Here is a 13,035-nt window from a genome sequence, read left to right on the forward strand (position 1 = left end):
CGCCCGGCGGGCTTTTTTTTGCTAAAGCTGCCAGGCCTCGCCGCCGCCCTGCAGGGTCATCTCGACGACGCGCTTGTTGAGGTGGGGGGCGAACAGTTCGATGAAGTCGTAATCGAAACGGCGCAGGTAGCTGCCACGCCGCACCGCCAGCCGGGTGGTGTTCGATTCGAACAGGTGGCCGGCGTCGATCGCCACCAGGCCGGCGTCACGCTGGGGATCGAAGGCGAGCTTGGCGATGATGCCGAGACCAAGGCCGAGGCTGACGTAGGTCTTGATCACGTCGGCGTCGAGCGCGGTGAGCGCGATGTTGGGCTCGATCTCCAGGCGTTCGAAGGCGCGGTTGATCCGCGAGCGGCCGGTAAACGCCGCGTCGTAGGTGATCAGCGGCCAGCGCGCCAGTTCCTGCAGCGCCAGCGGCTGGCTGGCCAGGATGGCATGGCCGGCCGGCGCGATCACGCAATGTGACCACTGCTGGACCGGGAAGGAGACAAGTTGCGGGTGCTCGCCGAGCGACTCGGTGGCGATCCCGAAGTCGGCCTCACCGGAGGCCACCCAGTCGGCGATCTGCACCGGGTTGCCCTGGTGCATCTCGAGCTTGACCCTGGGGTGACGGGCGACGAAGTCGCGGACCACGGTGGGCAGCGCGTAGCGCGCCTGGGTGTGGGTCGCCGCCAGCACCAGCTTGCCGGAGTCGCCGCTGGAGAATTCGCCGCTGGCGCGCTTCAGGTTTTCCGCCTCGCGCAGGATGCGGCGGGCGATGTCGATGACCACCCGGCCCGGTTCGGTGATGCCGGTGAAGCGCTTGCCGCTGCGCTCGAAGATGGCGATGCCGAGTTCGTCCTCGAGCAGCTTGATCTGCTTGGACACGCCCGGCTGCGAGGTATACAGCACCTCGGCCGCCTCCGAGACGTTGAGTCCCTGGCGTTCGATCTCGACGATGTAGCGCAGTTGCTGGAGTTTCATGAATGGCTTAATAACAAAATACGATAACAATCTAACCCAATATTCTTTTTGATTCAATCGGCGCCCGGTAGGATGCCGACCCATGGACTACCTGTACACCCTTTCCGGCTTCGCGGTCGGCGCCATCGTCGGTCTGACGGGCGTCGGCGGCGGTTCGCTGATGACCCCGCTGCTGGTGCTGCTGTTCGGCGTGCATCCGGCAACGGCCGTCGGCACCGACCTGCTCTACGCCGCCATGACCAAGGCCGGCGGCACCGTCGCCCACGGCCGCAAGGGACATATCGACTGGCAGGTCACCGGTCGCCTCGCCGCCGGCAGCATCCCGGCGGCGGCGCTGACCATCTGGGTGTTGTCGCTGCTCCCCGAAGGCAGCAACGCAATCAGCAAGATCGTCTCGCACGGCCTCGGCTTCGCCCTGCTGCTCACCGCCATCGCCATCCTGTTCGGCCGCAAGCTGCGCGAATACGCCAGCCGCCACGACGAATCACCGCTGCGCCAGTGCTGCCTGGGCAAGATCACGGTCGGCGTCGGCGTCGTGCTCGGCGTGCTGGTGACGATTTCCTCGGTCGGCGCCGGCGCGCTCGGCGTCGCCGCCCTCTTCTTCCTTTACCCGAAGCTGTCGCCGGTCAAGATCGTCGGTTCCGACGTCGCCCACGCCGTGCCGCTGACGCTGGTCGCCGGCCTCGGCCACTGGCTGCTCGGCAGCGTCGACTGGGCCTTGCTCGGCGCCCTGCTGCTCGGCTCGCTGCCCGGCATCTGGCTCGGCAGCCATCTCTCCGCCAAGGTACCGGAGCACATCCTGCGCCGCATCCTCGCCTCCATGCTCGTGCTGATCGGCAGCAAGCTGGTCTTCACCTGATTCACCCCCAAGAGAACGCCATGTACAAATACGACGCCATCGACCGCCAGCTGATCCTCGACCGGGTCGAGCAGTTTCGCGATCAGGTCAACCGCTGGCAGGCCGGCGAACTGACCGACGACGAGTTCCGCCCGCTGCGCCTGCAGAACGGCCTCTACATCCAGCGCCACGCGCCGATGTTCCGCATCGCCGTGCCCTACGGCATGCTCAATTCGGCGCAACTGCGCAAGCTGGCCCACGTCGCTCGCAAGTACGACCGCGGCTACGGCCATTTCACCACCCGCCACAACCTGCAGCTGAACTGGCCGAAACTGACCGATGTGCCCGACATCCTGGCCGAGCTGGCCGAGGTCGACCTGCACGCGATCCAGACCTCGGGCAACTGCCTGCGCAACATCACCACCGACCAGTTCGCTGGCGTCGCCGCCGACGAGATCATCGATCCGCGTCCGCTGGCCGAAATCCTCCGCCAGTGGACCACCTTCCACCCGGAATTCGCCTTCCTGCCGCGCAAGTTCAAGATCGCCATTTCCGGCACCGAGGAAGACCGGGCGGTCACCTGGTTCCACGACATCGGCCTGCATCTCAAGGTGGTCGACGGCGTCACCGGCTTCACCGTGATCGTCGGCGGCGGCCTCGGTCGCACGCCGATCCGCGGCCAGGTCGTGCGCGACTTCCTGCCCTGGCAGCACATCCTCAGCTACTGCGAGGCGATCCTCCGCGTCTATAACCGCTTCGGCCGCCGCGACAACGCCTACAAGGCGCGCATCAAGATTCTCGTCCAGGCGCTCGGCGTCGAGGAATTCGCCAAGCTGGTCGAAGCCGAATGGGCGCACGCCAAGGACGGCCCGGCGACCATCACGCAGGCCGAGTACGAGCGCGTCGCGGCGCATTTCGGCGCCCCCGCTTACGAGACGATCAGTACCGTCGACGCCGGCTACCAGGCGAAGATCGTCGAAGAAAAAGCCTTCGCCCGCTGGGTCGAGCGCAACACCCATGCGCACAAGGTCGATGGCTACGCGGCGGTCACGCTGTCGCTGAAGCCGCACGGTGTCGCGCCGGGCGACATCACCTCCGAGCAGATGGAAGTCGTCGCCGACCTGGCCGACCGCTACAGCTTCGGCGAGCTGCGCATCAGCCATGAGCAGAACGTCATCCTGGCCGACGTCAAGCTGGCCGATCTTTACGCCGTCTGGCAACAGGCCAAGGCGGCCGGCCTGGCAACACCCAACATCGGCCTCTTGACCAGCATCATCTGCTGCCCGGGCGGTGATTTCTGCGACCTCGCCAACGCCAAGTCGATCCCCATCGCCACCGCCATCCAGCAGCGTTTCGACGACCTCGACTACCTGTTCGACATCGGCGAGATCGACCTCAACATCTCCGGCTGCATGAACGCCTGCGGTCACCACCATGTCGGCCACATCGGCGTACTCGGCGTCGACAAGAACAACGACGAGTTCTACCAGGTCACGCTGGGCGGCCGTCAGGGCAACGACGCCAAGCTCGGCAAGGTGATCGGCCCGTCCTTCTCGGCCGGCGAAATGCCGGACGTGGTCGAGAAGATCATCCAGGTCTATCTGGAGAACCGTCATCCGGACGAACGTTTCATCGACACTTTCGACCGGATCGGCATCGACCCGTTCAAGAACCGCGTCTACGAAGGCCGCGCCCACGGCAAGGCCAAGGTTGCACAAAAGGAGGCCGCATAACATGGCACAACTGATCAAGCAGGGCGCGCTCGCCGCCGATACCTGGACGACGCTGACCCTGGCCGAAGGCGAGACGCCCGACACCGTCGCCCTCCCCGCCGGCGACGTCATCTTCCCGCTCGCCGTCTGGCTGGCGCGCAAGAACGAGATCGTCTCCTGCCACAAGCGCATCGGCCTCTTGCTGCAAGCGGACGATAAGGTCGAAGACGCTGCTGCCGACCTCGATTATTTCGTGGTCATCGCCATCAACTTCCCGAAGTTCGTCGATGGTCGCGGCTACTCGACCGCCGCCCTGCTGCGCCAGCGCTACCATTACCAGGGCGAACTGCGCGCCGTCGGCGACGTGCTGCACGACCAGCTCTTCTTCATGCAGCGCGTCGGCTTCGACAGCTACGCGCTGAAGGACGGCAAGGACGCGGTCTATGCCATCGACCAGGGATTCTCGCCGTTCTCCGCCACCTACCAGGGCTCGACCGACCAGCCCGAACCCTACTTTCGTCGCCGTACCGCCTGACCCGATCGCCAGCCATGACGCCAGCCCTGCTCAACATCACCCCCGAACTCGCCGCCAGCACCACCGCCAAGACCGAAGCCGCCGCCGCGCTGCTCGCCGAGATCGCCGGCGCCTGGTCGCCGGCCACCTTCGCCAACAGCCTCGGCGCCGAAGACATGGTCCTCACCGACCTGATCGTCAAGGCCGGCCTGCCGATCGAGATCTTCAGCCTCGACACCGGCCGCCTGCCGGCCGAAACCTACGACCTGATGGCCAAGGTCGATCAGCACTACGGGCTGAAACTGAAGATCTACTTCCCGCAGTCCGAGGAAGTCGAAAGCTATGTCCGCCAGCACGGCATCAACGCCTTCTACGACTCGGTGACGCTCAGGAAGGCCTGCTGCTACGCGCGCAAGGTCGAACCGCTGAAGCGCGCCCTGGCTGGCAAGCGCGCCTGGATCACCGGCATGCGCGCTGAACAGGCCGCCACCCGCGGCCAATTGGCGACGCAGGAATACGACGAAGGCAACGGCCTGGAAAAATTCAACCCGCTCGCCACCTGGAGCGAGAAGGAAGTCTGGACCTACATCAAACACAACGTCGTGCCCTACAACGCCCTGCACGACAAGTTCTACCCCAGCATCGGCTGCGCCCCCTGCACCCGCGCCGTCTCGCTCGGCGAAGACATCCGCGCCGGCAGATGGTGGTGGGAGTCGCCGGAATCCAAGGAGTGTGGACTGCACGTGAAAGCGTGACATCCGGCGCCAGCGCAGGCTAAATCGCGCAGCGAATGTTAAGCCCCGCAGGGGCGGCCGGAGACAAGCGCCGGAATCCAAGGCGTGCGGACTGCACGTGAAGGCGTGACGGGAACGGTAGCAAGAGCGTCACGCCAGACTTGATCGGGGCCCCGCGGCGCGACAAGCCGCTTCTCTAAACCGCCCCGACCTTTCCGCCATCGATGCAGGGCAACAAAAAGGGCGCCATGCCGGCGCCCTTTTTGTTGCTGCGTTCAGCGACTGACTTACTTCGCCTTGATCCGCTGTTCCATGCGCTTGGCGCGTTCGCCCGGCGCCGGGTGGCTGGAGAAGGCGCTGCGGTCGTTGCCGTAGAGTTTTTCCAGCTTGCGCAGCGCGGTCACGGCGCCGGCGTTCTTCAGCTTCTGCTTGGCGAGGTAATCGACCGCGTAATCGTCGGCCTCGTTTTCCTGCTTTTGCGAGAACTGGGCGTTGATCAGCGCTTCGCCCATCGCCCCGAGCTCCGACGCGGCAATCGCCGCTACCGCACCGTTGCCGCTGCTGGCGGCAGCCTGGCGGGCGGCCGAGCTGGCGTGCGCCAGTTGCAGCGCCCGCTTCGAATGGCCGAGCATGACGTGGCCGATCTCATGCGCCAGCACGTAGCGCAGTTCGTCGTCGGTGAACTTGTCCATCAGACCGGAATAGACGCGGATCGAACCGTTCGGCACGGCGAAGGCATTGACGTCATTCTTCATGTAAACCTTGAAATCGAGATTGGCCTTGTCGATCTTGGTCCAGTTCGCGGTGAGTTTCTGCAGGCGCTTGGCGTACTTGCTGCGCGGCGCGGCGATCTGGTTGCGCTGATCTTCGTTGGCGGCGGTGCGCTTGCCCAGTTCGAGCATTTCCTCGTCGCTGAGGCTGGCCACGGCAACCACCGACGAACCGATGTCGATGGCGCTGCTCGCCGACATCTCACCGCCGGCGCCGGCGCCGGTCGTCTTGCAACCGGACAGGGTGAACAGGGAAGCAGCCAGTATTGACAGCCAGACAGAGCGTTGCATTTTTTCTTACCTCGGGTTGAAAAACCGGCAATGGTACTCGCGCCAACCATGCCATTCAAGTTTTTATAATCCGACGTACTATTCGAATGGCAATAAATTGTTGATTAACGAGATAAAAGCAGTCGGTTCCGTCAGCCTGGCCTGGTTCCTGCAAAGACCTCATGAGCGAGAGCAAGCGGCAATACCGGCAAGAAGAATCAGCAGGATCGCCAGCACCGGCCCGAAGGGCTGGTCGAACCACAGAGCCATGGCGAAAGCGGCGATGTAGCCGCCGACACTGACGAGCAGCGCCAGACGCAAGCCGCGCCGCCAGTCGCCTGCGCGCCGGAAGGCCAAGCAGGGCGGGACGAAGACCAGGGCGAAGGTCGCCATCACGCCCAGGGTCGTCGTCGCCAGCGCCAGCACCAGCGCGGCGAGCAGATCGAAGCCGCTGTGCACCGGCCAGGGCGCTTCGCCGCGCAAGCGAAAGTGATCCGGATATAGCTGGCTGAGCAGCAGCGGGCGGGACAGGCGGCGCAAGACCAGCAGGCAGGCCAGCGTACCGGCGGCCACGGTAGCCAAGCGGCCAGCGTCGGCGAAATAGAGCTGGCCGTCGAAAAGCGCGCTGCCGACGCGCTCGGCCAGCGGATGGTTGGCGGCGACCAGCATGCCGACGGCCCAACCAAAGAGCAACAACAGGGGGAAGAGCGCGCTCGCCGGCAAGCGGGCGGCGAGAGGCTCCTTGGCCAGGGCGGCGGCGGCGGCGGCAGCAACGCCGCCGACCGGCGGCGGCAGGCCGGCCAGCATGGCGAGCAGCGCGCCACCAGCGGCGACGTGGGCGTAGGCGAGCGCCGCCAGCCATTCGTCGCGCAGGCGCAGGTAGCAGCCGAGCAGCGGCAGCAAGACCGCCAGGCAAAGGCCGGTCAGGAAGGGAATGGCGAACAGGTCAGGGAACATCGGGCGCTTCCAGGCGAATCACCGCGTCGCAAGCCGCAGCAAGGAAGGCGGCGTCGTGGCTGACGACGAGGATGGCGCAGCCGGCGGCGGCACGCTGCCGCAGGGCCAGGCCGAGATGGACGACGCCGGCGGCGTCGAGGTTGTTGGTCGGCTCGTCGAGCAGCAGCAGGTCGGCCGGCGCCTGCAGCACCGCCCACAGTGCGAGGTAGTGGCGCTGACCGCCGGACAGGCGGTCGAGACGGCGATCCAGGCAGCCCGCCAGCCAGGACGGCAGGCCGGCGAGCGGTGTTGCCTCCTGCGTCTGCAGGCTGATGCGGATACCCGGCGCGACCGCCAGCCGGCCGCCGAAGACCCGCGCCCGACCGGCAATCGCCGCCAGCAGCGTGCTCTTGCCGGCGCCATTGGCGCCGCTCAGGCCGACGATCCCGCCGGTGGCGAGCCGCAGGTCCACCGGGCGCGTTGCCGGCCCTTGCCAGCCGGCGACGACGCCGTCGAGAGCGAGCACCGGCGGATTCACCGCAGCCCCTGCAGCAGGCGGCCGATACTGTCGTCGAACAGGCCGAACAGATCCTGCGCCGCCGGTGATCCGCCGACGGTATAGGGCAGGACCAGGGCCGGGATGGCGGCGCGGCTGGCGAACCATTCGCTCGCCGCCGCCTGCTGGTAGGCGGCGCGCAGGACCAGACGCGCCGGCCGCACCCGTTGCCGTTCGAGCAGCGCGGCGAGCTGGCCGCTGCTCGGTTCGACGCCGGGCTTGGGTTCGAGCGTGCCGATTTCCGGCATGCCCAGCCAGTGCGTCAGGTAGGCGAAGGAGCCGTGATGGACCAGCACCGGCACCCCGCGCAGCGGCGCGGCGGCCTTCTCCCAGCGCCCAATCGCGCTCCGCCAGCGGCGGGCGAAATCGGCGAAGCCGGTGCGGTAAGCGGCGGCGTTCGCCGGATCGACGCGCGCCAGCCGCTCGGCCAGCGCCTCGCCTATGCGCAGCAGGCGGTACGGGTCGAGATGGACGTGCGGGTTGCCGGCGGCATGCACGTCGCCGTGGGCACGGTCGAGCGTGGCCGGCACCTCCAGGCGTTCGACCAGCGCCGCCGCTTCGAAATAGCCGTCGCGCCCCGGCTGCACCGCGGCGTTGCCGGATTCGCGCAGGACCACCGGCAGCCAGCCGGTTTCCAGTTCGGCGCCGGTGGCGACGACCAGTTGTGCACGGCGGGCGCGGGCGAGCAGCGACGGCCGCGCCTCGATCCGGTGCGGGTCCTGCAGCGCGTTCGTGGCGACGAAGACGGCGACGCGCTCGCCGCCGATTTCGCGCGCCAGCGCCCCCCACTCCGGCACCGTCGCGAACACTTCGACCGCCGACCAGGCCGGCAGGCTGGCGAGGGCGGCGAGCAATACGATCAATCTGTGCATGGCGTTTCCTCAGAACTTGTGCGCACCATGGGCACCGAGGCTCATGATGTACTGGACGGTGAACTGGTTGTCGGTGACGCCGGGCATCGAACGGTCGCGTTCGTACTGCAGGCGAACGCGGGAAAACTCGCTCCAGCTGTAATCGAGCATCAGCGCGCTGCGCTTCGGCCGGTAGCGGGCGAACATCTGGTTCTCGTCGCCGAGCTGGGCAAGTACGTTGGCGCCGATGCGCAGGCTGCCCGAATCGAGCTGCTCGTGGCGCAGGCCGGCACGCCAGTGCGGCGTGAACTGGTAGACCGCCTGCGCGTACCAGCCGGATTGCCGGCTGCGGTAGCTGTCGCGCGTACCGTCGCAGGCGGCACCGGCTTCCTCGCCGACACAACCGATGTCACCACGTTCCGTGCGATGGAAATACTCGGTCTGGAACTTGAAGTTGCGATACTTCGGGTTGCCGTCGGGCGCCCATTTCCAGACGAAATCGGCCAGCCAGGTCCGGCTGCGGCCGGTGAAGCTGGCGTCGCCATGCACGTCGTTGGCGTCATGCACCTCCGCCTCGCGCTCCCGGGCGCGGGTATGCAGGTAGGACAAACCGGCGCGCCAGCTATGCGAGCTGCCGACATCATCACCCAGGTGCACGAACAAGGCGCCGGCACCGGCGCGGTTCTGGTTGCGGTCGGTGCCCGGGAAATTGGCGCCGCGCCCGGCTTCGGCGCCGAATTCGAGCCAGATCGGCGTCGGCGCCAGCCACTTGAACTGCACCCCGTCCTGCGCGTAGCTGCCGTGCTCGCCGAACAGTGCCTGGTACATCAGCGGCGCGCTGGCGAAGTCCCAGGCATGCGGATGCTGCTCGTTCTGGTAGCCGATGCCGGACAGGAAACGCCCGCCCTTGAGGCCGATGCCGTGGTCGAGGCCGAGCGACTGGAACCAGGCTTCCTCGACTTCGACCTCGCCGTCGAGCGCCGCCAGGATCGCCTGGCCGCGCCAGTAGGGATCGACGTTGGCGGCCAGCATCAGCTCGGTGTGGTCGACCGAGAAACCGCGCTTCGAAATGCCCTTGATCCCTTCGCTTTCGTGGTCGTGACCGCCAGCCGGCCAGAAGCCGGCGATCCCCCGCTCGTCGATGTTTTTCATCGACTTGTACTGCCCCTGCAGGGTCAGCGAGATTTCCGGATTGAAGCCGCCGGCCGGGGTACCGAGACGCGGTGCCTCGGTCGCCGCCGCGACAGCGGCAGGTTTCTCCGCCTGGGCACGGCTCTGCGCCAGCTTGTCTTCGAGCGCGGCGATGCGTTGCTCGTAGTTCTTCTTCAGTTCGGCGAGCTGGCTGCGGATGGCGGCCAGTTCGGCATCCTCGGCCGCTGGCGCGGCACAGGAAAAGGCGGCCAGCAAGGCCAGGGCGATGGGTTTCTGCAACATGGGAGACTCCTGAAATCGACACGGGGCCGCCGCTGACCGGACAGGACAGCAGACGGCGAAACACGGGAAGGGGATTTCAGGCGGTCGGCGGTCCGCGCTGTGTCGGCTGCGGCGCTTCAGCTCGCAGCGCCGTCTCGAGCGCCGGTGTCGGCGGCGGGAAAGCCACGGGCAACGCAGTGATCGCCAACAGCGCCGGGGGTAGCGCCGCCGCCAGCGCATGGGCGGCCAGGCAGATGGTGCAGCTCTCCGGCGCCGCGCCGACATCGTCCCGGGCATGGCCGAGCTCGTGCAGCAGCGCGCCGAGTTGGGCCAGACAAAGCAACAGGACGAGGGCAAAACGGCGCGTGGCGAGCAAGGCGGCGGCGGTGAAAATGCAATGTTATATTATTGCATTTTGTAACAGACCTCACCAGCCGATCGCACCGGATTCAGGCGCCAGCCGCCCCTTCGGTCAGGACCCAGGCCCGGAAGGCGGCAACCGCAGCCCGGCCGGCGAGCATTTCCGGCATCGCCAGCCAGTAGGCGTAGGGCGACGGGATGCTCAGTGCGAACGGCCGGATCAAGCGGCCGGCGGCGACATCGGCCTCGACCAGCGGCGACAGCGCGAGGGCGACGCCCTGCCCGTCGAGCGCCGCCTCGACGGCCAGGATGGCGTTCGAGAAACGCAGGCCGCGCCCGGCATCGACGCCGCGCACGCCGGCCTGCGCCAACCATTGCTGCCAACCCGGCGGCAGGTCCTCGTCGCTGATCGTCTCGTCGTGGATCAGCAGGTGGTGGCGCAAGTCGTCCGGCGTCGTCAGCGGCCGTCCGGCTGCGAGCAGGCGCGGACTGCACACCGGCACATAGTCCGGCGAAAATATCTTCTCGACGCGCAGGCCGGGATAATCGCCGCGGCCGTAGCGGATGGCCACCTCGCAGTCGGCGCTACGCGGATCGAGCGGGCTGATCCAGCCGGTGTCGCCGTCGCGGTCGACGGTATCGTCGCCGCTCGACAGACGCAGGGCGATCCCCGGGTGGGCGGCGGCGAAGCGCGGCAAGCGCGGCACCAGCCAGCGCGAGGCGAAACTGGGCGGGGCGTGGATGGTCAACACGCCATCGTCGCCGCTGCGCGTGCCGTCCACAGCCGCCGCCAGGCAATCGAAGCCGCGGCGCAGGTCGGGCAGCATAGCGGCGCCGGTCGCGGTCAGTTCGATCGCCCGGGTCAGGCGGCGAAACAGCGGTACGCCCAGATAGTCCTCGAGCAGGCGGATCTGCTGGCTGACCGCCGCCGGCGTCACGTGCAACTCCTCCGCCGCCAGCTTGAAGCTGAGATGGCGGGCTGCCGCTTCGAAAGCGCGCAAGGCCGACAGGGGAGGTAAACGGTAGGCCACGGACGATTAAGTTTTTCTATTCCATCGCATCATAAAGTGTCGTTTGTCGCCCGGCAAGCCGATCCGTATTGTTGCGCCCCATCGAGTTTTCGACATTCAGGGACGCCCCCGTGGGCGGCACAGCATTCCGGAGCCGGCAGCGCGCCAGATTGGCGCACTGCCGGTTTCAACCTCATGCCTCAGTCTCCTCTGAGCATCACGCGCCCTTGAGTTGTGGGCTTGAGCCCGCCCAGTGCGGGCTTTTTTTTGGCTATTCGTACCTGACGACCAACAAACAACATGCAGACAAACAACGCTTCCTCCCGCATCCTTTGTCCCCACCTGCGCGGCAAGATCATGTCCGCCGAAGAGGCCGCCGCGCTGATTCCATCCGGCGTCAACGTCGGCATGAGCGGCTTCACCGGCGCCGGCTATCCGAAGGCGGTACCGTCAACGCTGGCCAAGCGCATCATGGATGCCAACCTGCATGGCAAGAAATTCAAGATCGGCGTGTGGACCGGCGCCTCGACCGCGCCCGAACTCGACGGCGCGCTGGCCATGGTCGACGGCGTCGAGATGCGCCTGCCCTACCAGTCCGACCCGACCTGCCGCAAGCGGATCAATGCCGGCGAGATGGAATACATCGACATCCACTTGTCGCACGTCGCCCAGTTCGTCTGGGGCGGTTTCCTCGGCAAGCTCGATGTCGCCGTCGTCGAAGTCGCCGGCATCCTGGAAGACGGTCGACTGATCCCGTCGTCCTCGGTCGGCAACAACAAGACCTGGCTCGATCAGGCCGACAAGATCATCCTCGAAGTCAATGCCTGGCAGAACCCGCACCTCGAAGGCATGCACGACATCTACTACGGCACCGCGCTGCCGCCGCACCGCAAGCCGATCCCCATCGTCAAGACCGACGACCGGATCGGCGAGCCGTATTACCGGATCGATCCCAACAACGTGATCGCCGTCGTCGAAACCAACAAGGCCGACCGCAACTCGCCGTTCACCCCGCCGGATGCCAACTCCAAGCTGATCGCCGGCCACATCCTCGATTTCCTGCAGCACGAAGTGAAGAAGGGCCGCCTGCCGGCCAACCTGCTGCCGCTGCAATCCGGCGTCGGCAACGTCGCCAACGCGGTGATGGCCGGCCTGCAGGACGGCCCGTTCGAAAACCTGACCGCCTACACCGAAGTGCTGCAGGACGGCATGCTCGACCTCATCAAGTGCGGCAAGCTGACCTGCGCCTCGGCGACTTCCTTCTCGCTGAGCCCGGCGGCGCTGGAAGAACTCAACGCCGATCTGCCGCGCTTCAAGGACTCGATCATCCTGCGCCCGCAGGAAATCTCCAACCACCCGGAAGTCATCCGCCGCCTCGGCGTCATCGCCATGAACGGGCTGATCGAGGCCGACATCTACGGCAACGTGAACTCGACCCACATCATGGGCACCTCGATCATGAACGGCATCGGCGGCTCCGGCGACTTCGCGCGCAACGCCTTCATCTCGATCTTCATGACCCCGTCGTCGGCCAAGGGCGGCAGTGTCTCCTGCATCGTGCCGATGGTCTCGCACGTCGATCACACCGAGCACGACGTCCAGATCATCGTCACCGAGCAGGGTCTGGCCGACCTGCGCGGCCTGGCGCCGAAGCAGCGCGCCAAGGTGGTCATCGAGAAGTGCGCCCACCCGAACTTCCGGCCGGCGCTGCGCGAGTATTACGACCGCGCGCTGCGCTACTCGCCGGGCCGCCACACGCCGCACCTGCTCGACGAGGCCTACACCTTCCTGCCCAACTGGGTCGCCAACCAGACCGCCCGCGCCGCCTGGCGCGACGACGCGACGGTGCAAGCCGACGCCTGGGCGAAGTAAGCCCCGTCGCCGCGCGCCAGGTACAGGTCTGGCGCGCGAAGCACTGCCCAAAGGCCGCAACCGCGGCCTTTTTTTTGACACACCAGGCTTGGCGGGCGAAGCACCGGCCTTAAGGAAACGCTGAACAATTCACCGAGCCCTGGAGAATGAAGCAGGTGAAGGTAATTTGACCGGGAAGTGGGCTGATTTTTGTGGTCCGGTACGGGGATTCTCGTGGCATTTTGTTCATTTTCCGT

At 66.6% G+C, this 13,035-nt stretch carries 13 protein-coding genes; 5 read left to right on the plus strand and 8 right to left on the minus strand.

Annotation, left to right across the window (positions count from 1 at the left end):
* Nucleotides 1-21 precede the first annotated feature (21 nt).
* On the minus strand, nt 22-963 hold the full coding sequence (locus tag ACLIIZ_RS19665) for a CysB family HTH-type transcriptional regulator (protein WP_416695107.1): 942 nt from the start codon (nt 961-963) through the stop codon (nt 22-24).
* Between the two features lie 82 nt (nt 964-1,045).
* Between ACLIIZ_RS19665 and ACLIIZ_RS19670 the strand changes: the two genes are divergently transcribed.
* Genes ACLIIZ_RS19670 through ACLIIZ_RS19685 form a run of 4 tightly spaced genes read left to right on the plus strand, consistent with a single transcriptional unit; the run spans nt 1,046 to nt 4,782 of the window.
* Entirely contained in the window at nt 1,046-1,822 is a 777-nt protein-coding gene (locus ACLIIZ_RS19670) for a sulfite exporter TauE/SafE family protein (protein ID WP_416695108.1), read from the plus strand.
* A 20-nt stretch (nt 1,823-1,842) separates the two neighbouring features.
* The gene (locus ACLIIZ_RS19675; protein WP_416695110.1) at nt 1,843-3,534 is read left to right on the plus strand and encodes a nitrite/sulfite reductase; all 1,692 of its coding nucleotides are present in this window, start codon (nt 1,843-1,845) and stop codon (nt 3,532-3,534) included.
* Between the two features lies 1 nt (nt 3,535).
* Nucleotides 3,536-4,048, plus strand: coding sequence for a DUF934 domain-containing protein (locus ACLIIZ_RS19680; RefSeq protein ID WP_416695113.1), 513 nt, complete (start codon nt 3,536-3,538; stop codon nt 4,046-4,048).
* A 14-nt stretch (nt 4,049-4,062) separates the two neighbouring features.
* Nucleotides 4,063-4,782, plus strand: a complete 720-nt coding sequence (locus ACLIIZ_RS19685; RefSeq protein ID WP_416695115.1) for a phosphoadenylyl-sulfate reductase — start codon at nt 4,063-4,065, stop codon at nt 4,780-4,782.
* A 266-nt stretch (nt 4,783-5,048) separates the two neighbouring features.
* Here the strand turns inward: ACLIIZ_RS19685 and ACLIIZ_RS19690 are convergent, their stop codons facing one another.
* The 7 genes from ACLIIZ_RS19690 to gcvA form a co-directional block, all read right to left on the minus strand.
* A complete protein-coding gene (locus tag ACLIIZ_RS19690) occupies nt 5,049-5,822 on the minus strand; it encodes a M48 family metalloprotease (protein ID WP_416695117.1) in 774 nt (257 codons plus the stop codon).
* Between the two features lie 159 nt (nt 5,823-5,981).
* Complete coding sequence (locus tag ACLIIZ_RS19695; RefSeq protein ID WP_416695119.1) at nt 5,982-6,758, minus strand: metal ABC transporter permease; 777 nt, start codon at nt 6,756-6,758, stop codon at nt 5,982-5,984.
* Complete coding sequence (locus ACLIIZ_RS19700; protein ID WP_416695121.1) at nt 6,748-7,275, minus strand: ATP-binding cassette domain-containing protein; 528 nt, start codon at nt 7,273-7,275, stop codon at nt 6,748-6,750. Before ACLIIZ_RS19700 ends, ACLIIZ_RS19695 begins: the two co-directional genes overlap by 11 nt.
* Complete coding sequence (locus ACLIIZ_RS19705) at nt 7,272-8,165, minus strand: metal ABC transporter substrate-binding protein (RefSeq protein WP_416695123.1); 894 nt, start codon at nt 8,163-8,165, stop codon at nt 7,272-7,274. The genes ACLIIZ_RS19700 and ACLIIZ_RS19705 overlap by 4 nt, the downstream gene beginning before the upstream one ends.
* Before the next feature lie 9 nt (nt 8,166-8,174).
* Nucleotides 8,175-9,578, minus strand: coding sequence for a TonB-dependent receptor (locus tag ACLIIZ_RS19710; RefSeq protein WP_416695126.1), 1,404 nt, complete (start codon nt 9,576-9,578; stop codon nt 8,175-8,177).
* A gap of 76 nt (nt 9,579-9,654) precedes the next feature.
* Nucleotides 9,655-9,933, minus strand: coding sequence for a hypothetical protein (locus ACLIIZ_RS19715; RefSeq protein WP_416695129.1), 279 nt, complete (start codon nt 9,931-9,933; stop codon nt 9,655-9,657).
* Between the two features lie 73 nt (nt 9,934-10,006).
* On the minus strand, nt 10,007-10,948 hold the full coding sequence (gcvA, locus tag ACLIIZ_RS19720; RefSeq protein WP_416695131.1) for a transcriptional regulator GcvA: 942 nt from the start codon (nt 10,946-10,948) through the stop codon (nt 10,007-10,009).
* 279 nt (nt 10,949-11,227) lie between these two features.
* On the opposite strand from gcvA, the gene ACLIIZ_RS19725 reads away from it, so the two are divergent.
* Nucleotides 11,228-12,799, plus strand: coding sequence for an acetyl-CoA hydrolase/transferase family protein (locus ACLIIZ_RS19725; protein WP_416695134.1), 1,572 nt, complete (start codon nt 11,228-11,230; stop codon nt 12,797-12,799).
* Nucleotides 12,800-13,035 lie beyond the last annotated feature (236 nt).

The organism is Azonexus caeni, from assembly GCF_048146105.1.
Classification (GTDB): Bacteria; Pseudomonadota; Gammaproteobacteria; order Burkholderiales; family Rhodocyclaceae; genus Azonexus; species Azonexus aromaticus_B.